This window comes from Citrobacter sp. Ca225, from assembly GCF_030337175.1.
Classification (GTDB): Bacteria; Pseudomonadota; Gammaproteobacteria; order Enterobacterales; family Enterobacteriaceae; genus Citrobacter_A; species Citrobacter_A amalonaticus.
This window is the reverse complement of record NZ_JAOWCD010000049.1, coordinates 1-26,249: the sequence shown is the minus strand read 5'-3', so window position 1 is coordinate 26,249 and position 26,249 is coordinate 1. Positions and strand designations below refer to the sequence as shown.

25 protein-coding genes and 1 pseudogene are annotated in these 26,249 nt (G+C 53.2%); 14 read left to right on the top strand and 12 right to left on the bottom strand.

What is annotated here, in order from left to right:
* Positions 1–2: 2 nt before the first annotated feature.
* From rfaP to rfaQ, 3 genes are read right to left on the bottom strand one after another with little or no spacing between them, the layout of a single operon-like run.
* Positions 3–800 (bottom strand): lipopolysaccharide core heptose(I) kinase RfaP, encoded by a 798-nt coding sequence (gene rfaP, locus OGW13_RS02835; protein WP_099433931.1) that lies wholly within the window; start codon positions 798–800, stop codon positions 3–5.
* A complete protein-coding gene (locus OGW13_RS02830) occupies positions 793–1,917 on the bottom strand; it encodes a glycosyltransferase family 4 protein (protein ID WP_287115593.1) in 1,125 nt (374 codons plus the stop codon). Before OGW13_RS02830 ends, rfaP begins: the two co-directional genes overlap by 8 nt.
* On the bottom strand, positions 1,914–2,984 hold the full coding sequence (gene rfaQ / locus OGW13_RS02825) for a lipopolysaccharide core heptosyltransferase RfaQ (protein WP_072185418.1): 1,071 nt from the start codon (positions 2,982–2,984) through the stop codon (positions 1,914–1,916). The genes OGW13_RS02830 and rfaQ overlap by 4 nt, the downstream gene beginning before the upstream one ends.
* A 411-nt stretch (positions 2,985–3,395) precedes the next feature.
* Here rfaQ and waaA point away from each other — a divergent pair, with 411 nt between their 5' ends.
* Positions 3,396–4,673, top strand: a complete 1,278-nt coding sequence (gene waaA, locus OGW13_RS02820) for a lipid IV(A) 3-deoxy-D-manno-octulosonic acid transferase (protein ID WP_044263542.1) — start codon at positions 3,396–3,398, stop codon at positions 4,671–4,673.
* Positions 4,674–4,681: 8 nt separating this feature from the next.
* Positions 4,682–5,161: a pantetheine-phosphate adenylyltransferase gene (gene coaD, locus OGW13_RS02815; RefSeq protein ID WP_287115592.1), complete on the top strand. Its 480-nt coding sequence runs from the start codon at positions 4,682–4,684 to the stop codon at positions 5,159–5,161.
* A 25-nt stretch (positions 5,162–5,186) separates the two neighbouring features.
* Here coaD and mutM read toward each other — a convergent pair whose 3' ends face one another.
* The 4 genes from mutM to radC form a co-directional block, all read right to left on the bottom strand.
* A complete protein-coding gene (gene mutM, locus OGW13_RS02810) occupies positions 5,187–5,996 on the bottom strand; it encodes a bifunctional DNA-formamidopyrimidine glycosylase/DNA-(apurinic or apyrimidinic site) lyase (protein ID WP_044328861.1) in 810 nt (269 codons plus the stop codon).
* Between the two features lie 98 nt (positions 5,997–6,094).
* On the bottom strand, positions 6,095–6,262 hold the full coding sequence (gene rpmG, locus OGW13_RS02805; protein WP_003024094.1) for a 50S ribosomal protein L33: 168 nt from the start codon (positions 6,260–6,262) through the stop codon (positions 6,095–6,097).
* Between the two features lie 20 nt (positions 6,263–6,282).
* The gene (gene rpmB / locus OGW13_RS02800; RefSeq protein WP_002436699.1) at positions 6,283–6,519 is read right to left on the bottom strand and encodes a 50S ribosomal protein L28; all 237 of its coding nucleotides are present in this window, start codon (positions 6,517–6,519) and stop codon (positions 6,283–6,285) included.
* Between the two features lie 266 nt (positions 6,520–6,785).
* Positions 6,786–7,451 carry a RadC family protein gene (radC, locus tag OGW13_RS02795; RefSeq protein WP_042998631.1) on the bottom strand — a complete coding sequence of 222 codons (666 nt, stop codon included), beginning with the start codon at positions 7,449–7,451 and terminating at the stop codon, positions 6,786–6,788.
* A 173-nt stretch (positions 7,452–7,624) separates the two neighbouring features.
* Here radC and coaBC point away from each other — a divergent pair, with 173 nt between their 5' ends.
* The 3 genes from coaBC (at position 7,625) to slmA (ending at position 9,986) form a co-directional block, all read left to right on the top strand.
* Entirely contained in the window at positions 7,625–8,845 is a 1,221-nt protein-coding gene (gene coaBC / locus OGW13_RS02790; protein ID WP_287115664.1) for a bifunctional phosphopantothenoylcysteine decarboxylase/phosphopantothenate--cysteine ligase CoaBC, read from the top strand.
* Positions 8,823–9,281 (top strand): dUTP diphosphatase, encoded by a 459-nt coding sequence (dut, locus tag OGW13_RS02785; RefSeq protein ID WP_042998633.1) that lies wholly within the window; start codon positions 8,823–8,825, stop codon positions 9,279–9,281. The genes coaBC and dut overlap by 23 nt, the downstream gene beginning before the upstream one ends.
* A gap of 108 nt (positions 9,282–9,389) precedes the next feature.
* Positions 9,390–9,986 (top strand): nucleoid occlusion factor SlmA, encoded by a 597-nt coding sequence (gene slmA, locus OGW13_RS02780; protein WP_042998634.1) that lies wholly within the window; start codon positions 9,390–9,392, stop codon positions 9,984–9,986.
* A gap of 39 nt (positions 9,987–10,025) precedes the next feature.
* Here the strand turns inward: slmA and pyrE are convergent, their stop codons facing one another.
* Together pyrE and rph are read right to left on the bottom strand one after the other, a co-directional pair.
* Complete coding sequence (pyrE, locus tag OGW13_RS02775) at positions 10,026–10,667, bottom strand: orotate phosphoribosyltransferase (RefSeq protein WP_287115591.1); 642 nt, start codon at positions 10,665–10,667, stop codon at positions 10,026–10,028.
* Between the two features lie 78 nt (positions 10,668–10,745).
* Positions 10,746–11,462: a ribonuclease PH gene (gene rph, locus OGW13_RS02770; RefSeq protein ID WP_044254376.1), complete on the bottom strand. Its 717-nt coding sequence runs from the start codon at positions 11,460–11,462 to the stop codon at positions 10,746–10,748.
* A 124-nt stretch (positions 11,463–11,586) separates the two neighbouring features.
* Between rph and OGW13_RS02765 the strand changes: the two genes are divergently transcribed.
* Entirely contained in the window at positions 11,587–12,450 is an 864-nt protein-coding gene (locus tag OGW13_RS02765) for a YicC/YloC family endoribonuclease (RefSeq protein WP_042998637.1), read from the top strand.
* Positions 12,451–12,704: 254 nt separating this feature from the next.
* Positions 12,705–13,322: a trimeric intracellular cation channel family protein gene (locus tag OGW13_RS02760; RefSeq protein WP_042998638.1), complete on the top strand. Its 618-nt coding sequence runs from the start codon at positions 12,705–12,707 to the stop codon at positions 13,320–13,322.
* Here OGW13_RS02760 and ligB read toward each other — a convergent pair.
* On the bottom strand, positions 13,319–15,004 hold the full coding sequence (ligB, locus tag OGW13_RS02755; RefSeq protein WP_287115590.1) for an NAD-dependent DNA ligase LigB: 1,686 nt from the start codon (positions 15,002–15,004) through the stop codon (positions 13,319–13,321). The two genes, OGW13_RS02760 and ligB, sit on opposite strands and share 4 nt — an antisense overlap.
* Before the next feature lie 257 nt (positions 15,005–15,261).
* Here ligB and gmk point away from each other — a divergent pair, with 257 nt between their 5' ends.
* From gmk to recG, 5 genes are read left to right on the top strand one after another with little or no spacing between them, the layout of a single operon-like run.
* Positions 15,262–15,885 (top strand): guanylate kinase, encoded by a 624-nt coding sequence (gene gmk, locus OGW13_RS02750; RefSeq protein ID WP_042998640.1) that lies wholly within the window; start codon positions 15,262–15,264, stop codon positions 15,883–15,885.
* 54 nt (positions 15,886–15,939) lie between these two features.
* Entirely contained in the window at positions 15,940–16,215 is a 276-nt protein-coding gene (gene rpoZ, locus OGW13_RS02745; RefSeq protein WP_000135058.1) for a DNA-directed RNA polymerase subunit omega, read from the top strand.
* Between the two features lie 18 nt (positions 16,216–16,233).
* Positions 16,234–18,345, top strand: coding sequence for a bifunctional GTP diphosphokinase/guanosine-3',5'-bis pyrophosphate 3'-pyrophosphohydrolase (spoT, locus tag OGW13_RS02740; RefSeq protein ID WP_044254385.1), 2,112 nt, complete (start codon positions 16,234–16,236; stop codon positions 18,343–18,345).
* A gap of 4 nt (positions 18,346–18,349) precedes the next feature.
* Positions 18,350–19,039: a tRNA (guanosine(18)-2'-O)-methyltransferase TrmH gene (gene trmH / locus OGW13_RS02735; RefSeq protein WP_058587384.1), complete on the top strand. Its 690-nt coding sequence runs from the start codon at positions 18,350–18,352 to the stop codon at positions 19,037–19,039.
* A gap of 3 nt (positions 19,040–19,042) precedes the next feature.
* Positions 19,043–21,124, top strand: a complete 2,082-nt coding sequence (recG, locus tag OGW13_RS02730; protein WP_042998643.1) for an ATP-dependent DNA helicase RecG — start codon at positions 19,043–19,045, stop codon at positions 21,122–21,124.
* A 51-nt stretch (positions 21,125–21,175) separates the two neighbouring features.
* On the opposite strand, the gene gltS is transcribed toward recG, so the two are convergent.
* The gene (gene gltS / locus OGW13_RS02725; protein ID WP_042998644.1) at positions 21,176–22,381 is read right to left on the bottom strand and encodes a sodium/glutamate symporter; all 1,206 of its coding nucleotides are present in this window, start codon (positions 22,379–22,381) and stop codon (positions 21,176–21,178) included.
* 230 nt (positions 22,382–22,611) lie between these two features.
* Between gltS and xanP the strand changes: the two genes are divergently transcribed.
* Complete coding sequence (gene xanP / locus OGW13_RS02720; protein WP_042998645.1) at positions 22,612–24,003, top strand: xanthine/proton symporter XanP; 1,392 nt, start codon at positions 22,612–22,614, stop codon at positions 24,001–24,003.
* Positions 24,004–24,124: 121 nt separating this feature from the next.
* Positions 24,125–25,858: an AsmA family protein gene (locus OGW13_RS02715; protein WP_287115588.1), complete on the top strand. Its 1,734-nt coding sequence runs from the start codon at positions 24,125–24,127 to the stop codon at positions 25,856–25,858.
* A 168-nt stretch (positions 25,859–26,026) separates the two neighbouring features.
* Here OGW13_RS02715 and OGW13_RS02710 read toward each other — a convergent pair.
* Positions 26,027–26,249 (bottom strand): annotated as a pseudogene (locus tag OGW13_RS02710) (hypothetical protein); the annotation flags it as partial.

Below are 26,249 nucleotides of genomic sequence, written 5' to 3'. Positions count from 1 at the left end.
AATCATAGACCTTTACGTTGTGTCCGCTCTCTGATTTGCACAGCTTTTGTCTCGGCATGTGATATCAGGTTCGATTCTTCGTGCAGAATCGTTTTCAGCGAAGCATCAAAATAAACCCGCATAAACCGCCAGATATCCCGCTGTGTCAACCCGATGTTTAGCGACGAAAAATAGAGGCCAATCAGGTCTTTATCACGCCAGCGGCGAGGAACTTTCGTACGAATCTGTGCCCTGTGTAGATCAATAACCGAAATCTTTAAGTCTTCTTTATTGCCTGAAAAAGGCAGATGCAGCAGGAAGTGGCAGATATAGCAATCACGGTGATTGATTCCACCAGCGTGCATCTTGCGCACCATCGTGGCCACACGGTCAATAATCATCCACTTGACGTTGACGTCCGGTGGATTCGTTGCCCAATCCGCACAATAGTCTTCCAGACTGATGGTCGGCGTGAGATCTTCGGTAATAATGAACGACGTTTTGGTCAGAGGGTTGAGCCCTTTCTCACCGAAACCAACGCCATACATCGTATCCACGCCTAAATCCTGGAGGCGATGAATAGCGTTCCATTCTCTGTCAGCGCCCAAAACCGGCATCCGCAGCGAGAGAAGGTTTTTGACAATTTCCTTGAGAGAAGTACCCCGATGCCATTTAAGGAAATAGCTTTTCCCCGCCAGTTCAAATCGCAGCGTACGACGAGTTTCCAGCTCCCTGAAGACTTCACCCTGCAGCGTTTTGACTTCCTCAAACGCGTCTTTCCCGCGCCATAATGTGGCTAACGGTTCTTTCAATTCAACCATCCAGACCACCTGTAATAATGTCCGCCGCCTTTTCCGGCAGACTGTACAAATCTTGCGTATCCGCATAATGCCGCGCGTTTTCTGCCCACGCTGCACGCAATGACGGCTGGGTCAGCGCTTTACGCAAAATGTCGTTCAACGCGTCCTGCCGCCAGGGTTCTTCAATGACATCGCCACAGTTAGCCTGCGTAATATAATGCGCATAACCGCAAACGGCCGTGGTCAACACTGGCAAGCCAGCAGTAATCGCCTCCAGCAGAACAATACCTGCCGCTTCCTGATAGGCCGGGTGCAGTAACAAATCGGCGGCAGCCATCAACTCCGAGACATCATTGCGTCCGGAGAAAAAATGTACATTACTGCGCACACCGCGTTTTTCTGCCAGCGCTTCAAATTTGCGTGGCTTATCCTGACCGACAATATACAAAAGTGTGTTATGCCGCAGCGCCGCCGGAAGTGACGCAAGTGCTTCAATCGAACGATCCACCCCTTTGCGGGTAAAATCAGAGCCAACCTGCAACAGTAAGTTTTGCTGCTCCGAAATACCGTTCTTCTGGCGAACGATTTCACGGGCATTCGGGATTTGCGCACTGTATTTTCTGTCCGAGTAAATCCCCGGAGGGAGAATATGAAAACGCTCCGCTTCGGTTTGATAATGCTTCTGGAAATCAGCAATCTGCGTATCCGTCAGCATTAATAACTGCGTCGGTTTACCCTGTTCAAACGTTGCCCGTTCAAACGCCGCATAATGACGATAACGGGAGGTCAGACGATAGAAAAAGCCTTTTTCTTGCTCAACTTTTTCGGCATAACAGACATCCGCGGCAAAATAGACATCCAGGCCTGGCATCTTGTTAAACCCTACGACCCTGTCAACGGGATGCTCACGCAAATGCGCCTGTACCCAGGCATAATATTCCGCATTACGCCCATGGTTGGTCCGCGATTTAACCGGTACACGAATGAGCTCAAAAGCATCCGGGCACTCTCCGTCCCACGATTGGGTATAAATACGGACCTGATGACCTCGGGCTGCGACGGTTTGCGCAATGCGCATAAAGTCACGTTGTAGTCCGCCGAACGGAAAATACTTATACAAACAAAAAGCCACGATCATACTGGCGCATCCATTTCGATAATTTGCGCGTTCTGCGGCAACAGTTTTTCCGTTGCCGCAATCACATCCTCAACGGGAATAACGGACATATATTTTTTGTTACGGTCCAGTTCAGATCGTTTAGGCATCGGCTGATAGTCCCCTGCCCAGAACTGAATAATATTGTCAGTCCAGGGGCGCCAGAAGACATGGTCTGTCGCGCCAAACAGACATATCACCGGCGTTTTGACCGCCGCGGCAATATGCCCTGGGGCTGAATCAACGCCAATAAAAAGGGCGGCATGATCAATCAGCGCGCCTAATTCCGGGAATCGGGTTTTACCTGCCAGCCCGGTTACCGGTTTGGTTTCGCACCCCAGCGCAATCTCTTCCACACAGGCTAAATCGTCAGCAGAAGGGCCGGACGTCAGCACGACCTGATAACCACGACGTTCAAGAGCATCAATGACGCGGGAAAATTTGTCATTATCCCAGCACTTAAATAACTGCCTTGCCGTAGGTTGAATCACCACATACTGATGCGTCACGCCAAGCTGGCGCAACTGCCGACGCATATTCTCCCAGTGTTCAGGCCGATAGCTCATCGTCGTTTCAGTAACAATATGCTCCAGCCCCAGCGGTTTGAGTGCTGACAGCGTACGTTCGACAACGTGTTCGCCGGAATAGGGAACGAGATGGGTAAAACTCTGTTTCCAGAATGCAGACTGCCGGTTGGCGAAATCCTGGGATATTTTTACTTTTGCGTGTAAAAAACGGACAATCAGCGCCACGATCCACTGATCGGTCAGGTTGATGACCAGATCATATTGGTTGTTGCGTAAGGTCTTAATCAGCGAAAGCGTATTTTTAATCTTCTCTGCCGCCCCTGTTCCCTTATTACTGATGCCATAAAGGGTATTAATCTCGGGGTTTTCCGACAAAATAGGCATCGTATCCTGGTAAAGAAGCATATCGATTTTGGCGTCAGGATAGTTCTGCTTCAGCGTACTGATAACGGGAGTGGTTAATAGCATATCCCCGTGGAAACGCATCTTGATGACCAGAATTTTTCGAAAAGGCTTTTCCACACGCGACTCTTTTGTTGTGATTGTCCGATAAAGTTAAGCAGAAAACAGCACGCTACCGCCCCAGGCTCAACAGCTACCCGATCACTGATATTGCACTGACTTTTACGCGCTAGTGTATCACTTCTTTCGCTGCGATCCGACTCGAATAAATTAACCGCAAAGTGGGTGTTTTTCTTTTTTAAATCAAATCGATATTAACCTGAGCATCGTTTTTTTCGTCACCGATTGGCTCGGTTAACAACGGCAATAGCAGTAAAAATCAATAAATGGCATAAAAATTCAAAAAAGATGAGCCGGGCTGGCGGAATAAGTCGGACTTAAAGCTATTTAAGTCAAAAACAGGAAAAGTAATGGTAAAGCCCTGGCTAAATACATAGAATCCCCAGCACATCCATAAGTCAGCTATTTACTATGCTCGAATTGCTTTACACCGCCCTTCTCTACCTTATTCAGCCTTTGATCTGGATACGGCTTTGGGTGCGCGGACGTAAGGCCCCGGCCTACCGTAAACGCTGGGGTGAACGCTACGGTTTTTACCGTCGCCCCCTGAAACCGGGCGGGATTATGCTCCATTCCGTCTCTGTCGGCGAAACACTGGCAGCCATTCCTTTGGTTCGCGCCCTGCGACATCGCTACCCCGATCTACCGATCACGGTCACCACGATGACGCCAACCGGCTCCGAGCGTGTCCAGTCAGCCTTCGGTAGCGATGTTCAGCACGTCTACCTGCCTTACGATTTACCCGATGCGCTGGGTCGCTTCCTGAACAAGGTTGATCCTAAGCTGGTACTGATTATGGAAACGGAGCTATGGCCGAACCTGATTGCCGCGCTGCATAAACGCCATATTCCACTGGTCATCGCCAATGCGCGTCTTTCTGCCCGCTCCGCTGACGGTTACGCGAAGTTGGGGAAATTTATCCGCCGAATCCTCCGTCGTATTACGCTAATTGCAGCGCAAAATGAAGAGGATGGTCAGCGCTTTGTGACGCTGGGCGCGAAGAACAATCAGGTGACCGTCACCGGCAGTCTGAAGTTCGATATTTCCGTGACGCCACAGCTTGCCGCAAAAGCTGTTACGCTGCGTCGCCAGTGGGCGCCTCATCGCCCAGTGTGGATCGCAACCAGTACTCATGATGGTGAAGAGAGTATTATCATCGCCGCACATCAGGCATTGTTACACCAGTTCCCCAACCTGCTGTTGATTCTGGTCCCGCGTCATCCGGAACGCTTCCCGGATGCGATTAACCTCGTGCGTGAAGCCGGGCTAAGCTATACCACACGTTCCTCCGGCGAAGTCCCCTCGGCCAGTACCCAGGTCGTTGTAGGTGATACGATGGGTGAACTGATGCTGCTTTATGGAATTGCGGATCTGGCGTTTGTCGGAGGCTCACTGGTTGAACGTGGCGGACATAACCCGCTGGAAGCCGCGGCACACGCGATTCCGGTGCTAATGGGACCTCATACCTTCAATTTCAAAGATATTTGCGCCCGTCTGGAGCAGGCCAGCGGTTTGATTACGGTCACGGACGCCACAAGTCTTGCCAAAGAGGTTTCCTCTTTACTGACCGATGCCGATTATCGTAATTTCTATGGTCGTCACGCAGTTGAAGTTCTCTATCAAAACCAGGGGGCGTTACAGCGCCTGCTACAGCTGCTGGAACCTTATCTGCCACCGAAAACGCATTGAGGGCTGTTATGCAAAAACGGGCGATTTATCCAGGTACTTTTGATCCGTTGACGAACGGCCATATCGATATCATCACGCGTGCTACGCAGATGTTTGATCATGTCATTCTGGCGATTGCGGCAAGTCCCGGTAAAAAACCGATGTTCAGCCTTGAAGAACGTGTCGCGCTGGCTCAGCAGGCCACTGCCCATCTGTCTGGCGTTGAAGTGCTAGGTTTTAGCGATCTGATGGCCAACTTTGCGCGTGGGCAACAGGCCAACATCCTGATTCGTGGATTGCGCGCCGTCGCGGATTTTGAATACGAAATGCAGTTGGCCCACATGAATCGGCATTTGATGCCAGAGCTGGAAAGCGTCTTTCTGATGCCTTCTAAAGAGTGGTCCTTCATCTCATCGTCACTGGTGAAAGAAGTGGCCCGCCATCAGGGTGATGTCACCCACTTCCTGCCCGAGAATATTCATCAGGCGCTGTTGGCAAAGCTCAAATAGCGCCCCGCATCCGGGACGCCCCGTCTTACTTCTGGCACTGACGGCAATAGAACGTCGCACGCTGCGCGTGTTTCGATGCTACGATCGGCGTTCCGCACACTCTGCATGGCTCACCTTTACGGCCATAGACCTGCAACTCTTGAGCAAAATAGCCCGGTTTACCATCGCTTTGCAGAAAATCTTTCAGCGTCGTTCCCCCCTGTTCTATTGAACGCAGCAGGACGGCCTTAATCACGCGCACCAGCAGTTCATATTCAGCCGGCGACAATGACGACGCCAGACGGTCAGGATGAATACCCGCAGCAAACAGAGATTCACTGGCGTAGATATTTCCGACCCCCACGACCAGCTTATTATCCATCAACCAGGGTTTAATCGCCGTTTTCTTCTTCGCACATTTCTGTTGCAGGTATTCGCCGTTGAAAGTATCGCTTAGCGGTTCAGGACCGAGATGCGCCAGTACGTTGTGCCCTTCCAGTTCTTTCGTCCACAGCCAGGCACCAAAGCGACGGGGATCGGTGTAGCGCAGGACTTTACCGTTACTCATCACTAAATCGACATGGTCATGTTTTTCTGCCGGCAGTTCTTCAGGAAGGATACGTAGACTGCCTGACATCCCCAGGTGAATGATGATCCAGCCATCGGGTAGCTCCAGCAGAAGGTATTTCGCACGGCGCTGAACGCTGAGCACCGGTTTGTCGCTCAGACGGTAGATCTCTTCTGATACCGGCCAACGCAGACGTCCATTACGCACATTGGCATGCAGAATGGTTGCCCCGACCAGATGCGGTTCAATACCGCGGCGGCTGGTTTCGACTTCAGGTAATTCAGGCATAACGTCTCCGGCTGTGTATCAGGTCTCACTAATATGGGGATGGCCAGAAAACAAAAAACCCCGCCGAAGCGAGGTTTTTCATTACAGCAAAGCGAGACTTACTTAATTTTCGCTTCTTTGTAGAGAACGTGCTGACGGACAACTGGATCGAATTTTTTCAGTTCCAGTTTTTCCGGCTTAGTACGTTTGTTCTTCGTGGTGGTATAGAAGTGACCAGTACCAGCAGAAGAAACCAGCTTGATCTTCTCACGAATACCTTTAGCCATGATTTATTTCCTCTTAGTACTTAGTACTTTTCGCCACGGGCACGCAGTTCAGACAGAACTGTATCGATGCCTTTCTTATCAATTACACGCATACCTTTAGCAGATACACGCAGGGTGACAAAACGCTTTTCGCTCTCAACCCAGAAACGGTGAGAGTGCAGGTTAGGCAGGAAACGGCGTTTAGTCGCGTTCAGTGCGTGGGAACGGTTGTTACCGGTCACCGGACGCTTGCCAGTAACTTGGCAGACTCGGGACATGTCTATTCTCCAAAAATCAAATTAGCTCGAGCTTCGTATGGGGTATCGGCGCCTCGTCAGGCTTTACAGCCCGGTCATCGCGGTTCTACACCTCACCCTTCAAGCTGCCTTAACGCAACGTGAATGATTGGGTGTCTAAGTGAACACTCGATTGCCAGGCCCAAATGCCAAACCCGAGATTCTCAAAGGTGGCGTAGTATACGCTGAGTCAGCGATGTGCTCAAGTCCCGAACAGACAAAGATCCCGATGGATCGCGCAAAGTGCGTCAAATCCAACCTCGTTCCGCAAACGAAACGTACTCTCCGCGTCCAATGACAAGGTGATCAAGCACACGGATATCCATGAACTGACAGCATTTTACGACACGCTCGGTGATAAGTTTATCCGCTTTGCTCGGCTCTGCACACCCCGACGGATGATTATGGGCAAGGATCACCGCAGATGCATTGATTTTTATCGCTTCACGAATAATTTCACGCGGATGGATCTCAACATGGGTGAGTGTGCCAGAGAAAAGGCGGCTATGTTTAATGACATGGTGTTGAGAATCGAGAAAAACCACCATGAAAACTTCCCGCGCCTCCCCCGCTAATTGGCTCTGCAAAAAATCCCGTGTTAACACCGGGCTGAGTAATGGGTTCGTACCTTTTATTTGCACTTCATAAAAGCGCCTGGCCAGTTCCGCGATGCCTTTAAGCTGCGCATACTTTGCTACGCCAATCCCTGTCACCGCGCTGAATTGAGAGTAGTCCGCCGTCAACAAGCTATAAAGAGAGCCAAAATGTTCCAGGATCTCTTTTGCCAGTGCAAAGACATCTTTCCCGGGCGTTCCGGTCCGTAAGAAGAGCGCCAGTAGTTCGTCATCCGTCAGCGTATCGACCCCAAGCGCCAACAGTTTTTCCCTCGGCAGCACATATTCAGCAGTTTCCATCCCCACACCTCCTCATGCCAGCACGCATGGTGGCATGGGCCGGAGGGGGAATCGACGTACAATTTCCACTCCTGCGTAGCGCCTCGCAAAGTGATTCATGGGTGAACGCACGACAGTTTACGGATTGTGATAAAATATCCGCCTTCTGGTGTAATCCAACAGGAATGATCATGATGAGCCTGGCCGGTAAAAAAATCGTTCTCGGCGTCAGCGGCGGCATTGCTGCCTACAAAGCCCCTGAACTGGTGCGTCGTCTGCGCGAACGCGGCGCTGATGTCCGAGTGGCAATGACCGAGGCGGCTAAAGCCTTTATTACTCCACTCAGCTTACAGGCGGTTTCCGGGTATCCCGTTTCTGACAGTCTGCTGGATCCCGCGGCAGAAGCCGCAATGGGCCATATTGAGTTGGGGAAATGGGCCGACCTGGTGATTCTCGCCCCGGCCACCGCAGACCTTATCGCGCGTGTCGCAGCCGGCATGGCAAACGATCTGGTGTCTACGATTTGTCTGGCTACTCCTGCGCCCGTTGCTGTTTTACCGGCAATGAACCAGCAGATGTACCGGGCTGCGGCAACGCAGCATAATCTGGACGTTCTGGCTTCTCGTGGGTTGCTCATCTGGGGACCAGACAGCGGCAGCCAGGCATGCGGTGATGTAGGGCCGGGCCGTATGCTGGATCCTTTAACGATTGTCGATATGGCCGCGGCACATTTCGCCCCTGTCAACGATCTGCAACATCTTAACATCATGATTACCGCGGGCCCGACGCGCGAACCGCTCGATCCGGTGCGCTACATTTCCAACCACAGCTCCGGCAAAATGGGGTTTGCCATCGCCGCCGCCGCAGCCCGTCGCGGGGCGAACGTTACGCTGGTCGCCGGCCCGGTATCATTACCCACGCCGCCTTTTGTACAGCGTGTTGATGTGATGACCGCTCTGGAAATGGAAGCGGCGGTGCAATCCGCCGTCCAACAGCAACATATTTTTATCGGCTGCGCTGCCGTAGCAGACTATCGCGCCGCGATTGTCGCCCCGGAAAAAATTAAGAAACAGGCAACACAAGGTGATGAATTAACAATAAAAATGGTCAAGAACCCAGACATCATCGCCGGGGTTGCCGCACGTAAAGACCATCGCCCCTATGTCGTTGGGTTTGCCGCGGAAACGAATAATGTGGAAGAATATGCCCGGCAAAAACGTATCCGTAAAAACCTTGATTTGATCTGTGCAAACGATGTTTCGCTTTCAACTCAAGGATTTAATAGCGACAGCAACGCTTTACACCTTTTCTGGCAGGATGGAGATAAAGTCTTACCGCTTGAGCGCAAAGCACTCCTGGGCCAATTATTACTCGACGAGATCGTGACCCGTTATGATGAAAAAAATCGACGTTAAGATTCTGGACCCGCGTGTCGGCAAGCAATTCCCGCTGCCGACGTATGCCACCTCCGGCTCCGCCGGACTTGACCTGCGGGCTTGTCTCGATGACGCCGTAGAACTGGCGCCGGGCGCAACCACGCTGCTGCCAACCGGGCTGGCTATTCACATCGCCGATCCGTCTCTGGCTGCCGTCATCCTGCCGCGTTCGGGTCTGGGCCATAAGCATGGTATCGTGCTGGGCAACCTGGTGGGGTTGATTGATTCTGACTATCAGGGGCAGCTAATGGTGTCCGTCTGGAACCGTGGTCAGGACAGTTTTACCATTGAGCCGGGCGAACGTATCGCACAGATGGTCTTTGTGCCAGTCGTGCAGGCCGAATTTAATCTGGTGGAAGAGTTTGATGCCACCCACCGTGGTGAAGGCGGTTTCGGCCATTCCGGTCGTAAGTAAGAAAGTTACGCATCCCGATAACGTCATAACATCACCGCAAGCCCTGGGTTTGCGGTCATAGTGTGGATGCTCGCCTGCAAGTGCTTATTTTCAGGGGTATTTTGTAACATGGCAGAAAAACAAACTGCGAAAAGGAATCGTCGCGAAGAAATACTTCAGTCTCTGGCGCTGATGCTGGAATCCAGTGATGGAAGCCAGCGCATCACAACAGCAAAACTGGCGGCTTCTGTCGGCGTTTCCGAAGCGGCATTGTATCGCCACTTTCCCAGCAAGACCCGCATGTTCGATAGCCTGATTGAGTTTATCGAAGACAGCCTGATCACCCGTATCAATTTGATTTTGAAAGATGAAAAAGATACTCACGCGCGTGTGCGCCTGATTGTGTTATTGATTCTGGGTTTCGGCGAACGCAATCCTGGCCTGACGCGCATCCTGACTGGACATGCGTTGATGTTTGAACAAGATCGCCTGCAAGGACGTATCAACCAACTGTTCGAACGCATTGAAGCACAACTGCGCCAGGTATTGCGGGAAAAGCGGATGCGTGAAGGTGAAGGGTACGTGACGGATGAAACGTTACTGGCAAGTCAACTGCTCGCCTTCTGCGAAGGTATGCTGTCGCGCTTTGTGCGTAGCGAATTCAAATACCGTCCTACGGATGATTTTGACGCCCGCTGGCCACTGCTCGCCGCGCAACTGCAGTAATGTTTGCCGGATAGCGCACGCGTTATCCGGCCACTCACGTTAAACGCTGAACGCTTCCCGATACGCCCGCACCGCTGCCAGATGCTCTGCCATTTCCGGCTTCTCTTCCAGATAGGCAATCAGGTCTTTCAGGGTGATGATGGAAATCACCTTACAGCCATAATCGCGCTCGACTTCCTGAATGGCAGAAATCTCGCCACGTCCGCGTTCCTGACGATCCAAAGAGATCAGCACACCAGCCAGCGTTGCACCATTGGCCTGGATGATTTCCATCGATTCCCGGATGGCCGTACCAGCGGTGATCACATCATCTACCAGCATCACGCGGCCTTGTAATGCGCTGCCAACCAGATTGCCACCTTCTCCGTGATCTTTGGCTTCTTTGCGGTTAAAGCAGTACGGCAGGTCTTTGTCATGATGTTCCGCCAGCGCGACCGCCGTGGTCGTCGCAATGGGAATGCCTTTGTAAGCCGGGCCAAAAAGCAGATCAAATTCAATGCCAGAATCCACTAATGCTTCAGCGTAAAAACGGCCTAACAGTGCCAGATCGCGCCCGGTATTAAACAGGCCGGCGTTGAAGAAATAGGGGCTCTTGCGCCCAGATTTCAGCGTGAACTCGCCAAACTTGAGTACCTGTTTGTTAAGCGCAAACTCAATAAACTGGCGTTGATAGGGTTTCATGGATTCGCTCCTCATTTCACTTTCATCATTGACAAAATCTACGGACAAAAAAAAGGCGACTCATTGGTCGCCTTAAAATCAATTCTCTAGCGCCGCCTTCTGCGTCGCAACAATGGATTCGATTCCCCCTCGGGCCAGTGCCAGCAAGGTGAGAAGTTCTTCATGGCTGAACGGCTCACCTTCTGCCGTCCCCTGCACCTCAATGATTCGTCCATCTTCGGTCATCACCACGTTCATATCGGTTTCCGCCGCTGAGTCTTCAACGTACTCCAGATCGCAGAGCGCTTCGCCGTTAACGATCCCCACGGATACCGCAGCAACCATCCCTTTCATCGGATTAGTTTTCAGCTTACCGCTGGCCACCAGTTTGTTCAGCGCATCTGCCAGCGCCACACAGGCACCGGTAATGGAAGCGGTACGCGTGCCGCCATCGGCCTGGATCACATCGCAGTCCAGGGTGATAGTAAATTCACCCAACGTTTTGAGATCGACTGCAGCGCGCAGCGCACGGGCGATCAGACGCTGAATTTCCATAGTACGGCCGCCCTGCTTGCCTTTTGCGGCTTCACGCGCGTTACGGGTATGTGTTGCACGCGGCAACATGCCATATTCAGCGGTGATCCAGCCCTGGCCCTGACCTTTCAGAAAACGCGGTACGCCTTCTTCAATCGAGGCCGTGCACAGCACTTTGGTATCTCCAAATTCGACCAGCACCGAGCCTTCAGCGTGTTTTGTATAGTTACGGGTCAGGATTACGGGACGCACCTGATTAGCGCTACGGCCTGCTGGACGCATATTGAGATCTCCGGCTTAAACGAATGTGGCTGCGCATTATACGGACTTCCGGCGGTTATTCCTATCCTGACAAGGCCGGGATGGCTATAATCCTCCCATCTCTCCTTTAAAAACAGGAACGTCTATGATCCGCAGTATGACCGCCTACGCCCGGCGTGAAATCAAGGGTGAATGGGGTAGCGCCACCTGGGAAATGCGCTCGGTAAACCAGCGTTATCTGGAAACTTACTTTCGTCTGCCGGAACAGTTCCGTAGCCTTGAGCCTGTTGTTCGTGAACGCATTCGTACGCGCCTGACGCGCGGTAAAGTCGAATGCATGCTGCGCTTTGAACCCGATGCCAGCGCGCAGGGCGAGCTCATCCTGAATGAAAAGCTCGCAAAACAACTCGTGAATGCAGCTAACTGGGTCAAAATGCAGAGTGATGAAGGGGAAATCAATCCGGTCGATATCCTGCGCTGGCCCGGTGTTATGGCAGCACAGGAGCAGGATCTGGACGCCATTGCTGCAGAAATCCTGACCGCACTCGACGGCACGCTCGACGATTTCATCGTTGCCCGCGAAACGGAAGGTCAGGCACTGAAAACGCTGATCGAACAACGTCTGGAAGGCGTCAGCGCTGAAGTTGTTAAGGTCCGCGCCCATATGCCAGAAATTCTACAATGGCAGCGCGAGCGTCTGGTCGCTAAGCTTGAAGACGCTCAGGTCCAACTGGAAAATAACCGTCTGGAACAAGAACTGGTCCTGATGGCACAGCGCATTGATGTGGCAGAAGAACTGGATCGCCTGGACGCCCACGTTAAAGAAACCTACAACATCCTGAAGAAAAAAGAGGCAGTAGGCCGCCGTCTGGACTTCATGATGCAAGAATTCAATCGAGAATCGAATACGCTGGCGTCAAAATCCATTAATGCGGAAGTGACCAATTCCGCCATCGAACTGAAAGTTTTAATCGAGCAAATGCGCGAGCAGATCCAGAACATCGAGTAAGGTGTCTTTCCGCGTAGCCCGTCAGCCAATGGCGGTGCTACGTTTTTCATGACTCACGCTAAATTGTGGACATCTTCAGTTTAGTTTTTCTCATTCATTTTATTGATAAAAAAACCCTCATACCACGCACCACCGCAGAAGAATAACGATTTCACATTACCTGAAGTTATTAAAAATCACTCACCTTAGAAAATCTCAATCGTGACGACGAGCACAAATCGTTACTCTTTGTCCCCAAAATACTGGGGGGAGTCATGCTGTTACACGTTTTGTACCTGATAGGGATCACTGCCGAAGCCATGACCGGCGCGCTGGCGGCGGGTCGTCGTCGGATGGATACATTCGGCGTCATTATTATTGCCACCGCAACAGCCATCGGCGGTGGCTCTGTCCGCGATATTCTGCTCGGCCACTATCCTCTGGGCTGGGTTAAACATCCCGAATACGTGATTATTGTCGCCACAGCGGCAGTCCTGACGACTATTGTGGCTCCCGTCATGCCCTACCTGCGCAAGGTGTTCCTGGTACTTGATGCCTTAGGCCTGGTGGTTTTTTCCATTATCGGCGCCCAGGTGGCCCTGGATATGGGGCATGGGCCAATCATTGCCGTCGTTGCAGCAGTCACCACCGGCGTCTTCGGTGGAGTGCTGCGCGATATGTTCTGTAAACGTATTCCGCTCGTTTTCCAGAAAGAGCTGTACGCCGGGGTTTCATTCGCCTCTGCCGTGCTGTATATCGTCCTGCAACACTATGTTTCCAGTCAGGATATCGTGGTTATCTCAACCCTGATGTTTGGCTTTGTCGCCCGGCTTCTGGCGCTGCGCCTTAAACTGGGTTTGCCGGTGTTTTACTACCACCACGAAAGCCACTAAGGAATGAAGCTCTCAATCTGCTGAGCTGCCAACCAGTGGCTCAGCTGTTTGACCTCCGCGTTGTCCAGCCATGTCATCACCTGACGTGCGCGACGCGGGCCGACTGCCGGAAGTTGTTGCCAGTACAATTCAGTTCGCCCTGACAACTGCCGCCATGAACGATCGCCACTGGCATTGAGCGCCACCAGTGGTAACGGGATGCCTAACGCTTGTATCCAGCGAATAAAAGGCTGTTTTCTAACCAAATTAAACTGATGCCATACCTGCTCACCTTTTGCTTTCGCAAATCCCGGCGTGTGCTGAATCTGCTCCTGAGTTAAAGCCAGCCATGAAAAGATATGTTCAAAGTGATGCTGCTGATGAAGCGCCCGCCAGCCCGCCTCACCCACACCGTCCAGCTTTAAAACAGCGCCAGAGCCCAACCAGACCAGGCGGGAAATAAACTGTTCCTGACATGATGCGGAAGCAAAAAAGCAAGTCAATGAATTGAAGCGATTATCAGGAGGTATCGGTTTAGCCCGGTCTGAACTCCGCCAGACGACATCGTCAATACGTGGGATCCCCTGTCCGGCAAGGCTCACCAGGATTTGATCGCCAGGGGCGATATCCCACTCTTTCCAGCGATTTACGGAACCGATATTCACCCGTTGTACCCGTTTATCATCCAGCATGACGGGGGCAAGTGTTGCTACAACGGCGATTTTTCCGCTTTTGCCGACCGTAAATTGAATCGCTGTGACCTCCGCCACCTGCGCAACGGGTGGGTATTTCCAGGCAACCAGCCAACTCCCTTGCCCTGGTAACCACTGGTGGGACGCAGGTTCCTTGTCCATTCGCACAACGACCCCATCGGTAACGAAGGGCAAAGCGGACGTCCACCAGTGCGTACGCGCCCGCTCCACGGCCTCAACGTTGTCAACTGGCAGCGTGAATGCCTTCGCTAGTGTAAAACCCGCTGCACTCAACTGGTTGACTCTTTCGGACATTGTCTGCGGGCCATCAGGCCAGGCCCAGATAAAAATCCCCAGTGATGATAAGTCGCTTACGCTGGTCTTGCGCATCAGCAGACCCGCCACCTTCGAACGGGCATTCATCCCGCCCATTTTTTGCTGGATATGCCCTTCCCGTCGCAAAAAGATCTCACCCTGTAACACACTGTTTGTCAGCGCCCCCGCCACGGTTTGCGGCACGGCTGGCATCAGCTGTACTTTTTGCGTCCAGTCTTCGCCCTTCAGACCATCGCCACGGCTGATCGCCTGCGTCAGTTTGCCATGTTGATATTTCAGCGTAACCGCCACACCATCAACCTTCGGCTGTACCCACAAATCGTTGTGCCCGCGCATCCATTGCTGCACAGCTCGCTTGTCAGGCAGCTTTTGTACCCCGGTATGGGCGACGGGATGAGGGACCGTACCACCCGGTGAAGGCAACGCCTGGCTGGGCGGAGAGTCGTCAGCAAAACAGTGCTGCCACTGAAGCAGTCGTGCATGCAGTTGATCGTAGACGCCGTCTTCGACCACACTCACTCCCTCTTTCCAGTAGGCGTCATCCCACTGCGCAATTTGCTGTTGCAAACGAGAGATCTCTTCGTGAGCCCTCGCAGACGACCATACCGGACATACCGCCCAGGACTGCGCCTGCCATAACCACAACCCCATCAATATCGCTGTCCCAACTTTCATCGCCACTCTCCGCTGTACGTTTCCAGGCAGATATAGCGCGTTGTGTGGGCAGCGCCGAGCGACAAAAGTGTAGATTGCGTTCAGGCTTCCAGTGATTCCGCTCATTTGCAGAGAATGTTGCGTAAATCAGGAAACAGGCGCGCAAAAAGCAATAATCTGGCGTAAAAAGTGTGACAAAGACTACGTCGCGTAGCGGTGACGTGTATAATAAGCCCGTATGTAGGTTCATTTTCGATAATCACATACGTAAGATACTCATGGCTCAAGGCACGCTTTATATTGTTTCTGCCCCCAGTGGCGCGGGTAAGTCCAGCCTGATTCAGGCTTTGTTAAAAACCCAACCGTTGTATGACACCCAGGTTTCTGTTTCGCACACGACGCGCGCTCCGCGCCCGGGTGAAGTTCACGGCGAACATTATTTCTTTGTGGATCATGACGAATTCAGAACCATGATTGGCAACGACGCGTTTCTGGAACACGCAGAAGTTTTTGGCAATTACTATGGCACCTCGCGTGAAGCCATTGAGCAAGTGCTGGCTTCCGGGGTAGATGTCTTTCTCGATATCGACTGGCAGGGCGCGCAACAAATTCGTAAGAAGATGCCGCATGCGCGCAGTATCTTTATTTTGCCGCCGTCTAAACTGGAACTGGACCGTCGTTTGCGGGGTCGTGGACAGGATAGCGAAGAGGTGATTGCGAAACGTATGGCGCAAGCTGTTGCAGAAATGAGCCATTACGCCGAATATGATTATCTTATTGTGAATGATGACTTCGACACCGCCCTGGGCGATCTGAAAACCATTATTCGCGCCGAACGTCTGCGCATGAGCCGCCAAAAGCAGCGTCATGACGCTTTAATCAGCAAACTGTTGGCAGACTGAACCCACTTTCAGTATCATGCCCAGTCATTTCTTCACCTGTGGAGCATTTTAAGTATGGCACGCGTAACTGTTCAGGACGCTGTAGAGAAAATTGGTAACCGTTTTGACCTGGTACTGGTCGCCGCGCGTCGCGCTCGTCAGATGCAGGTAGGCGGAAAGGATCCGCTCGTACCGGAAGAAAACGATAAAACTACCGTAATCGCGCTGCGCGAAATCGAAGAAGGTCTGATCAACAACCAGATCCTCGACGTCCGTGAGCGCCAGGAACAGCAAGAGCAGGAAGCCGCTGAATTACAAGCCGTAACCGCCATTGCTGAAGGTCGTCGTTAATCACAAAGCGGGTCGCCCTTGTATCTGTTTGAAAGCCTGAATCAACTGATTCAACACTACCTGCCGGAAGACCAGATCAAACGTCTTCGGCAGGCGTATCTCGTTGCACGTGACGCTCACGAGGGCCAGACACGTTCAAGCGGTGAACCTTATATCACGCACCCTGTTGCCGTAGCCTGTATTCTGGCCGAGATGAAACTCGACTATGAAACGCTGATGGCTGCGTTGCTGCATGACGTGATCGAAGATACTCCCGCCACCTACCAGGACATGGAGCAGCTGTTTGGTAAAAGCGTTGCTGAACTGGTAGAGGGGGTGTCGAAACTTGATAAACTCAAGTTCCGCGATAAGAAAGAGGCGCAGGCCGAAAACTTTCGCAAGATGATTATGGCGATGGTGCAGGATATACGCGTCATTCTCATCAAACTCGCCGACCGTACCCACAACATGCGCACGCTGGGCTCATTACGCCCGGACAAACGTCGCCGCATCGCCCGTGAAACCCTCGAGATCTATAGCCCGCTGGCGCACCGTTTAGGTATTCATCACATTAAAACCGAGCTTGAAGAGCTGGGTTTTGAGGCGCTGTACCCGAACCGCTATCGCGTGATTAAAGAGGTGGTTAAAGCCGCTCGCGGCAACCGAAAAGAGATGATCCAAAAAATCCTCTCTGAAATCGAAGGACGACTGCAGGAAGCGGGAATTCCATGCCGTGTGAGTGGTCGTGAAAAGCACCTCTATTCCATCTATTGCAAGATGGTGCTTAAAGAGCAACGTTTCCATTCGATCATGGATATCTATGCGTTCCGCGTAATCGTCCATGACGCCGACACCTGCTATCGCGTGCTCGGCCAGATGCACAGCCTCTATAAACCGCGTCCTGGACGGGTAAAAGACTACATCGCCATTCCAAAAGCGAACGGCTATCAGTCTTTGCACACGTCGATGATCGGTCCGCACGGCGTTCCGGTTGAAGTCCAGATCCGTACAGAGGATATGGACCAGATGGCCGAAATGGGGGTCGCGGCGCACTGGGCTTATAAAGAGCACGGCGAAACCAGTACTACCGCGCAGATTCGTGCCCAGCGCTGGATGCAAAGCCTGCTGGAACTGCAACAAAGCGCAGGTAGCTCGTTTGAATTTATCGAGAGCGTGAAATCCGATCTGTTCCCGGATGAGATTTACGTTTTCACACCGGAAGGGCGCATTGTCGAACTGCCTGCCGGTGCCACTCCTGTCGACTTTGCTTATGCGGTGCATACCGATATCGGTCATGCCTGCGTCGGCGCACGCGTCGACAGACAGCCCTATCCGCTGTCACAGCCGCTGACCAGCGGTCAGACGGTCGAAATCATTACCGCGCCGGGGGCTCGTCCGAACGCGGCATGGCTTAACTTCGTCGTCAGTTCAAAAGCCCGCGCCAAGATCCGCCAGTTGCTGAAGAACCTCAAGCGCGATGATTCTGTCAGTCTGGGACGTCGCCTGCTCAACCATGCGTTAGGTGGCAGTCGTAAGCTGGCCGAAATCCCGCAAGAAAGTATCCAGCGTGAACTTGAGCGGATGAAGCTTGCGACGCTTGACGATCTGCTGGCAGAAATCGGCCTCGGCAATGCCATGAGCGTGGTGGTAGCGAAAAACCTGCAGCAGGGCGATGCCTCCGCAATCCAACCTGCTGTGCCCGGCCACGGTCATTTGCCTATTAAAGGCGCAGATGGCGTGCTGATTACCTTTGCCAAGTGCTGTCGTCCGATTCCGGGCGATCCGATCATTGCCCACGTCAGTCCGGGTAAAGGCCTGGTCATTCACCATGAATCCTGCCGTAACATCCGTGGTTACCAGAAAGAGCCAGAAAAATTTATGGCGGTGGAATGGGACAAAGAGACGGAGCAGGAATTCATCACCGAGATCAAAGTGGATATGTTTAACCACCAGGGTGCGCTGGCAAATCTGACGGCGGCGATCAACACCACCACCTCTAATATTCAGAGCCTGAATACTGAAGAGAAGGATGGTCGCGTCTACAGCGCCTTTATTCGCCTTACTGCGCGCGACCGTGTGCACCTGGCGAATATCATGCGCAAAATTCGCGTGATGCCTGACGTGATAAAAGTCACCCGTAACCGAAACTAGTTTTATGAACCTACAGCGCTATGCACGTATTTGTGAGATGCTCGCCAGGCGCCAGCCGGACCTGACCGTTTGCATGGAGCAGGTCCACAAACCTCATAACGTTTCTGCGATTATTCGTACCGCAGATGCCGTCGGCGTCCACGAAGTCCACGCCGTCTGGCCAGGCAGTCGTATGCGCACCATGGCCTCAGCAGCAGCCGGCAGCAACAGTTGGGTGCAGGTGAAAACCCACCGCACAATTGGCGATGCTGTCACGCATTTAAAAGGCCGGGGCATGCAGGTTCTGGCAACTCATCTCTCTGATAATGCTGTCGATTTCCGCGAAATCGATTACACACGTCCGACCTGTATCCTGATGGGGCAGGAGAAAACGGGTATTACCCAGGAAGCGCTGGACCTGGCGGATCAGGATATCATCATCCCGATGATCGGCATGGTTCAATCGCTTAACGTTTCCGTTGCCTCAGCGCTGATTCTGTATGAAGCGCAGCGCCAGCGGCAGAATGCCGGGATGTATCTGCGCGAAAACAGCATGTTGCCGGAAGGCGAACAGCAGCGCCTGTTGTTTGAAGGCGGCTATCCGGTACTGGCGAAAGTCGCCAAACGCAAAGGGCTGCCCTATCCGCATATCAATCAGCAAGGTGCGATTGAAGCCGATGATACCTGGTGGTCCACCATGCAGGCGGCGAAGTAAATCATGAGTGGGCGCCTGTTAGATGCTGTCCCGCTCAGTTCACTAACGGGCGTTGGCGCAGCGCAGAGCAGCAAACTGGCAAAAATTGGTCTGCACACCGTGCAGGATCTGCTGTTACACCTCCCTCTGCGTTATGAAGACCGCACCCAACTCTATCCCATTGGCGAACTGCTGCCCGGCGTATACGCCACTGTCGAAGGGGAAGTGCTGAACTGTAACATCACTTTCGGGGGGCGCCGGATGATGACCTGTCAGATCAGCGACGGTACCGGCATCCTGACAATGCGCTTTTTCAACTTCAACGCGGCGATGAAAAACAGCCTCGCCACCGGACGACGCGTACTGGCTTATGGCGAAGCGAAGCGCGGGAAGTACGGTGCAGAGATGATCCACCCGGAATACCGTGTCCAGGGCGATCTCAGTACACCAGCATTGCAGGAAACCCTCACCCCGGTTTATCCCACTACCGAAGGGGTGAAACAGGCAACACTGCGCAAGCTCACCGATCAGGCGCTGGATCTGCTGGATACCTGCGCCATTGCCGAACTCTTACCGCCGGAATTGCTGCAGGGCATGCTCAGTCTGCCTGAAGCGCTTCGTACGCTGCATCGCCCACCGCCGACGCTCCAGTTAAGCGATCTCGAAACCGGACAGCACCCGGCGCAACGTCGTCTGATTCTGGAAGAGTTGCTGGCGCATAACCTGAGCATGCTGGCGCTCCGTGCAGGCGCACAGCGTTTTCATGCTCAACCACTGAGCGCCAACGACACGCTGAAAAATCAACTGTTAGCCTCGCTGCCCTTTAAGCCGACTGGCGCGCAAGCCCGCGTGGTAGCGGAAATCGAGCACGATATGGCGCTCGATATCCCCATGATGCGTCTGGTGCAGGGTGATGTCGGCTCCGGTAAAACGCTGGTCGCCGCACTCGCCGCTCTGCGAGCGATTGCGCATGGAAAACAGGTCGCGCTGATGGCCCCGACCGAGTTACTGGCGGAGCAGCATGCCAACAACTTCCGTAACTGGTTTGCTCCACTGGGTGTAGAAGTCGGCTGGCTGGCGGGCAAGCAGAAAGGCAAAGCGCGTCTGGCGCAACAAGATGCGATTGCCAGCGGACAGGTACAAATGGTGGTAGGAACGCACGCGATCTTTCAGGAACAGGTGCAGTTCAACGGTCTTGCGCTGGTCATCATCGACGAGCAGCATCGTTTTGGCGTGCATCAGCGCCTCGCACTGTGGGAAAAAGGCCAGCAACAGGGTTTCCATCCGCATCAGTTGATCATGACCGCTACGCCTATTCCTCGGACGCTGGCGATGACCGCCTACGCAGATCTCGATACCTCCGTCATTGACGAACTGCCCCCCGGACGCACTCCCGTCACAACGGTTGCCATTCCGGATACGCGTCGCAGCGATATTATTGACCGCGTGCGCAACGCCTGTACGCAGGAAGGTCGCCAGGCCTACTGGGTCTGTACGCTGATTGAAGAATCTGATTTGTTAGAAGCGCAGGCCGCTGAAGCTACATGGGAAGAGTTAAAACTCGCGCTACCAGAACTGAACGTCGGCCTGGTCCATGGGCGCATGAAGCCTGCCGAAAAACAGGCGGTGATGGCGGCGTTTAAACAGGGCGAACTGCACCTGCTTGTCGCCACCACGGTGATTGAAGTCGGTGTGGATGTCCCCAATGCCAGTCTGATGATCATCGAAAACCCGGAACGTCTCGGTTTAGCACAGTTACACCAGCTACGTGGACGCGTCGGCCGTGGCGCGGTGGCCTCACACTGCGTACTACTCTACAAGTCGCCGTTATCGAAAACGGCCCAGAAACGCCTGCAGGTGTTACGCGACAGCAGCGATGGCTTTGTGATTGCGCAAAAAGATCTCGAAATTCGCGGACCCGGTGAATTGCTGGGTACGCGGCAGACGGGGAATGCCGAATTCAAAGTGGCGGATTTACTGCGAGATCAGGCCATTATTCCGGAAGTTCAGCGTATTGCTCGTCATATTCATGAACGTTACCCACAAGAGGCAAAAGCGTTAATCGAACGCTGGATGCCTGAAACAGAACGCTATTCTAACGCCTGATCCTGATGGCGATGCAAAAGCGCGGTGGTTCATCACCACCGCACCTTCTCGTTATTGCGCAAAAATAGGCAACAGTAAATACAATTTAATCACCAGCGCGTTGACGATATCAATGAAAAACGCGCCGACCATCGGCACCACCAGAAACGCCATATGGGATGGACCAAAACGTTCGGTAATCGCCTGCATATTGGCAATCGCGGTTGGCGTCGCCCCCAGACCAAAGCCGCAGTGTCCCGCCGCCAGCACAGCTGCATCGTAGTTTTTGCCCATCATTCGCCAGGTGACAAATATCGCGTACAGCGCCATAAAGATGGACTGCACCACCAGGATTGCCAGCATCGGCAGCGCCAGTGAAGCCAGTTCCCACAGCTTCAGGCTCATCAGCGCCATGGCCAGAAACAGCGACAGGCTGACGTTCCCGAGAACAGAGACTGCACGCTCAAAAACGCGATAAAAACCTACCAGCGCCAGGCCGTTACTGACAATCACGCCGACAAACAACACGCAGACAAACGTGGGCAGCTCAAACACTGTCCCCGCCAGCAATTGCGCAACGATCTTACCCACGGTGAGACAGATGGCGATAAGCGCAATGGTTTCAATCAGTACCAGCGAGGTGATCATGCGCCCGACGTCCGGCTTTTCAAAGGCGGTAGGCACTTCCAGATCGTCCGGAATACCGTCCGGCGTGGTGGAGTGTTTGACCAGATAACGTGCCACAGGCCCGCCGATCAGCCCACCAAGAACCAGACCAAAGGTGGCGCACGCCATCGCCACTTCCGTCGCGTTAGCAAAGCCGTAGCGTTCGATAAACAGCTTGCTCCAGGCGGCACCAGTACCGTGGCCGCCAGACAACGTGATCGAACCAGCAATCAACCCCATCAGTGGATCAAGTCCCAGCAGGCTGGCCATCCCAATGCCGATGGCATTTTGCATCAGCAGCAACCCCACGACGACGATCAGGAAAATTCCCACCACGCGACCGCCCGCCCGTAAGCTGGCGATGTTGGCGTTTAAACCGATGGTGGCGAAAAACGCCAGCATCAGCGGATCGCGCAACGTCATATCGAAATTCACTTCCCAGCCCATGCTCTTTTTCAGTACTAACAGGGCCAATGCGACCAGCAACCCACCAGCAACGGGTTCAGGAATCGTATATTTCTTGAGGAAGGAGACTGACTGAACCAATTTACGCCCCAGTAGCAACGTCAGCGTTGCGGCAACGAGGGTTGATAAGGTATCGAGTTGAAACATACAAAGCTCCTTGAGTACGTCTGAATCAGTTACGCACTGATGTCTTATTCCTGCGGATATTTTTAGCTTTTAGTAGTAATTCGGCATGGATTTTAAGCAGAAAAGAGGGAAAAGTTATATAAAAATGTGATTTCATCCATTTTAAATATTAAGAATACCCACTCGCAAACGTTTGCTTTTACCATCTGGTCAGATAAAATGCCCGCTTTGTCATCACGGGATTATCATTGATGTCTGTTAACACCCTCGAGTCGGAAAATGCGCAACCGGTTGCGCAGACTCAAAACAGCGAACTGATTTATCGTCTTGAAGATCGCCCGCCGCTTCCGCAAACCCTGTTTGCCGCCTGTCAGCATCTGTTGGCGATGTTCGTTGCGGTCATTACGCCGGCGCTGCTCATCTGTCAGGCGCTGGGGTTACCGGCTCAGGATACGCAACACATTATCAGTATGTCGCTGTTCGCCTCTGGCGTGGCCTCCATTATTCAGATTAAAGCCTGGGGTCCGGTGGGTTCAGGGTTGTTATCGATTCAGGGCACCAGTTTTAACTTCGTGGCACCGCTGATTATGGGCGGTACCGCACTGAAAACCGGCGGTGCAGACGTCCCCACGATGATGGCGGCGCTGTTTGGCACCCTGATGCTGGCCAGTTGCACGGAGATGGTGCTCTCCCGGATTCTGCATCTCGCGCGTCGTATCATCACCCCGCTGGTCTCGGGCGTAGTGGTGATGATTATCGGTCTGTCGTTGATTCAGGTGGGGCTGACGTCCATCGGTGGTGGTTATGCCGCGATGAGCGACAACACGTTTGGAGCGCCCAAGAATCTGATGCTGGCAGGCGTTGTGCTGCTGCTGATTATTCTGCTCAACCGCCAGCGTAACCCGTACCTGCGCGTGGCTTCACTGGTTATCGCTATGGCGGCGGGCTATGCGCTGGCATGGTTTATGGGCATGCTGCCGGAAAACAACGCGCCAGCCTCCCAGGATCTGATCATGGTGCCGACGCCGTTGTACTACGGGCTGGGCATTGACTGGAATCTGCTGCTGCCGTTGATGCTGGTGTTTATGATTACCTCGCTGGAAACCATCGGCGATATCACCGCAACGTCCGACGTTTCCGAACAGCCTGTCTCTGGCCCGCTGTACATGAAGCGTCTGAAGGGCGGTGTGCTGGCAAACGGCCTGAACTCCTTCGTCTCTGCGGTCTTTAACACTTTCCCAAACTCCTGTTTCGGACAGAACAACGGGGTCATTCAGTTAACCGGCGTGGCCAGCCGCTACGTTGGCTTTGTGGTTGCGCTGATGCTGATCGTGCTCGGTTTGTTCCCGGCGGTGAGCGGCTTTGTGCAGCATATCCCTGAGCCTGTACTCGGCGGGGCGACGCTGGTTATGTTCGGGACTATCGCGGCGTCTGGGGTGCGGATTGTTTCCCGCGAACCCCTGAACCGCCGCGCGATCCTGATTATTGCGCTGTCACTGGCTGTTGGTCTTGGCGTCTCTCAGCAGCCGCTGATCCTCCAGTTCGCGCCTGACTGGGTGAAAAACCTGCTCTCTTCCGGTATTGCTGCGGGTGGTATCACCGCTATCGTACTGAACCTGATTTTCCCGCCTGAAAAGCAGTAAAGGCTATGCGACGGTGATTCAAATTCACCGTCGCTATCATACTCTTTCACGATTCCTGCCTTGAGGATTGCGCGTAAATCGTGCATAACTCAACTATGTGCCCTTCGCAGGATGGAAGACCATGAAATTTATTGGAAAGCTGATTCTCTATGTACTGATCGCCCTTCTGGTGGTGATTCTCGGCCTCTATTTCCTGCTGCAAACGCGCTGGGGCGCAGAACACATCAGTGCCTTGATATCTGAGCACAGCGACTATCAGTTATCCTTTGAGGCGATGGACCATCGTTTTTCTTCTCCTTCACATATCCTGCTGAAAAACGTCACCTTTGGGCGTGACGGTCAACCAGCCACGCTCGTGGCAAAAGCGGTCGATATTGGGCTGAGTACTCGCCAACTGACACATCCACGGCATGTCGATACGATCCTGCTGCAAAACGGTACCCTTAATATTTCGCCTCAGACGGCACCGCTCCCCTTTCAGTCTGACCGCCTGCAGTTGCAGGATATGGCGCTTAATAGCCCGGGCAGCGAGTGGGATCTGAGCGCTCAGCGGGTTAATGGTGGCATCATTCCCTGGCTGCCCGAAGCCGGTAAAGTGCTCGGCAGCAAAGCGCAGATTCAGCTCAGCGCGGGTTCTCTGACATTAAATGACGTTCCTGCTGCTAACGTACTGATTGAAGGCAGTATCGATAACGAACAGGTGACATTAAGCACTATCGGCGCAGATATCGCGCGCGGTGCGTTAACCGGTGTGGCAAAACGCCATGCTGATGGCAGTTGGATGGTGGAGAATCTGCGGCTGAACGACATCCGACTGCAAAGCGATAAATCGCTGGCCGACTTTTTCGCGCCGCTGAACGCCATTCCATCGCTACAGATTAATCGCCTTGAGGTCACTGACGCGCGTCTACAGGGACCAGACTGGGCAGTCACTGACCTTGACCTTAGTTTGCGCAATCTGACCTTCAGCAAGGACGACTGGCAGACGCAGGAAGGCAAATTGTCGATGAATGCCAGCGAGTTCATTTTTGGCTCGTTGCATCTGTTCGACCCTATTCTGAATGCCGAGTTTTCGCCGCAAGGTATCGCGCTGCGCCAGTTCACTACCCGCTGGGAAGGCGGAATGGTCAGGACTTCCGGCAACTGGCTGCGGGAAGGTAAAGCCCTTATCCTCGATGACGCAGCCATCGCGGGCATCGAGTACACCCTGCCGGAAAACTGGAAACAGCGCTGGATGCAACCGCTGCCGACATGGCTGAACAGCCTGACGCTGAAGAAATTTACTGCCAGCCGCAACCTGGTGATTGATATCGACCCGACATTCCCTTGGCAGTTGACCGCGCTGGATGGTTATGGCGCGAATCTGGGTCTGGTCCAGAACCAGAAATGGGGCGTCTGGAGCGGAAACGCGACCCTGAATGCCGCCGCCGCCACCTTCAACCGCGTTGACGTGCGCCGCCCCTCCTTGTCTTTAGCTGCCAACGCCAACACGGTGAATATCAGCGAACTGAGCGCTTTTACGGAAAGAGGGATTCTGGAAGCGACCGCCAGCGTGTCACAGTTACCGCCGCGCCAGACACAGATCAGCCTGAATGGCCGCGGTGTCCCGGTGAACGTTCTACAGCAATGGGGCTGGCCGGCACTGCCGATCGCCGGTGACGGTAATATTCAGCTGACAGCCAGCGGAACGGTGCAGGCAGACGCGCCGCTCAAGCCCACAGTGAATGGGCAATTGCACGCCGTGAATGCGAATAAACAGCAGGTCACGCAAACCATGCAGGCCGGAGTCGTCTCCGCGGGTGAAGTGACGTCGACCGAACCTGCCCCCGTTTCCCCCGCGCCCGTTACGCCATAATCTCTCCTTAGCGCTCCCGGATATTCATTATCCGGAAGCGTTCTGTCTCTGAAGGGGCGGTTTGGATATTAAAAATTATTGCATATCAAGATTGTTTTTTACCCTCTCATATCTTGATGGGGCAGTTCAGTGTTCATACCAAACTCTTTTAAGAAGCTCCTTTCTGCTTCAGGGCTTCACTATATTTAACGTATAATCTTTACTGAAATAGCTAGCTGGAGCGATCATGCTTCCATATATTCCACCGCTAATATTTATTTTTATAGCGCCCGTTTTTGTGGGTACGCCATAGACTTCAATACAGTTATGATCCTTAGGGAAGGTGCGAATAAGCAGGTCATTTCTTCCCAAGCTGACTCGCTGATTAAAATTTCGCGGATCTGGGCCGATT

What these genes read in the sequence shown, in the direction of transcription:
- rfaP (WP_099433931.1), bottom strand. Translation starts at nt 800, where the DNA reads ATGGTTGAATTGAAAGAACCGTTAGCCACATTATGGCGCGGGAAAGAC.
- OGW13_RS02830 (WP_287115593.1), bottom strand. Translation starts at nt 1,917, where the DNA reads ATGATCGTGGCTTTTTGTTTGTATAAGTATTTTCCGTTCGGCGGACTA.
- waaA (WP_044263542.1), top strand. Translation starts at nt 3,396, where the DNA reads ATGCTCGAATTGCTTTACACCGCCCTTCTCTACCTTATTCAGCCTTTG.
- coaD (WP_287115592.1), top strand. Translation starts at nt 4,682, where the DNA reads ATGCAAAAACGGGCGATTTATCCAGGTACTTTTGATCCGTTGACGAAC.
- mutM (WP_044328861.1), bottom strand. Translation starts at nt 5,996, where the DNA reads ATGCCTGAATTACCTGAAGTCGAAACCAGCCGCCGCGGTATTGAACCG.
- rpmG (WP_003024094.1), bottom strand. Translation starts at nt 6,262, where the DNA reads ATGGCTAAAGGTATTCGTGAGAAGATCAAGCTGGTTTCTTCTGCTGGT.
- rpmB (WP_002436699.1), bottom strand. Translation starts at nt 6,519, where the DNA reads ATGTCCCGAGTCTGCCAAGTTACTGGCAAGCGTCCGGTGACCGGTAAC.
- radC (WP_042998631.1), bottom strand. Translation starts at nt 7,451, where the DNA reads ATGGAAACTGCTGAATATGTGCTGCCGAGGGAAAAACTGTTGGCGCTT.
- coaBC (WP_287115664.1), top strand. Translation starts at nt 7,625, where the DNA reads ATGAGCCTGGCCGGTAAAAAAATCGTTCTCGGCGTCAGCGGCGGCATT.
- dut (WP_042998633.1), top strand. Translation starts at nt 8,823, where the DNA reads ATGATGAAAAAAATCGACGTTAAGATTCTGGACCCGCGTGTCGGCAAG.
- slmA (WP_042998634.1), top strand. Translation starts at nt 9,390, where the DNA reads ATGGCAGAAAAACAAACTGCGAAAAGGAATCGTCGCGAAGAAATACTT.
- pyrE (WP_287115591.1), bottom strand. Translation starts at nt 10,667, where the DNA reads ATGAAACCCTATCAACGCCAGTTTATTGAGTTTGCGCTTAACAAACAG.
- rph (WP_044254376.1), bottom strand. Translation starts at nt 11,462, where the DNA reads ATGCGTCCAGCAGGCCGTAGCGCTAATCAGGTGCGTCCCGTAATCCTG.
- OGW13_RS02765 (WP_042998637.1), top strand. Translation starts at nt 11,587, where the DNA reads ATGATCCGCAGTATGACCGCCTACGCCCGGCGTGAAATCAAGGGTGAA.
- OGW13_RS02760 (WP_042998638.1), top strand. Translation starts at nt 12,705, where the DNA reads ATGCTGTTACACGTTTTGTACCTGATAGGGATCACTGCCGAAGCCATG.
- ligB (WP_287115590.1), bottom strand. Translation starts at nt 15,004, where the DNA reads ATGAAAGTTGGGACAGCGATATTGATGGGGTTGTGGTTATGGCAGGCG.
- gmk (WP_042998640.1), top strand. Translation starts at nt 15,262, where the DNA reads ATGGCTCAAGGCACGCTTTATATTGTTTCTGCCCCCAGTGGCGCGGGT.
- rpoZ (WP_000135058.1), top strand. Translation starts at nt 15,940, where the DNA reads ATGGCACGCGTAACTGTTCAGGACGCTGTAGAGAAAATTGGTAACCGT.
- trmH (WP_058587384.1), top strand. Translation starts at nt 18,350, where the DNA reads ATGAACCTACAGCGCTATGCACGTATTTGTGAGATGCTCGCCAGGCGC.
- recG (WP_042998643.1), top strand. Translation starts at nt 19,043, where the DNA reads ATGAGTGGGCGCCTGTTAGATGCTGTCCCGCTCAGTTCACTAACGGGC.
- gltS (WP_042998644.1), bottom strand. Translation starts at nt 22,381, where the DNA reads ATGTTTCAACTCGATACCTTATCAACCCTCGTTGCCGCAACGCTGACG.
- xanP (WP_042998645.1), top strand. Translation starts at nt 22,612, where the DNA reads ATGTCTGTTAACACCCTCGAGTCGGAAAATGCGCAACCGGTTGCGCAG.
- OGW13_RS02715 (WP_287115588.1), top strand. Translation starts at nt 24,125, where the DNA reads ATGAAATTTATTGGAAAGCTGATTCTCTATGTACTGATCGCCCTTCTG.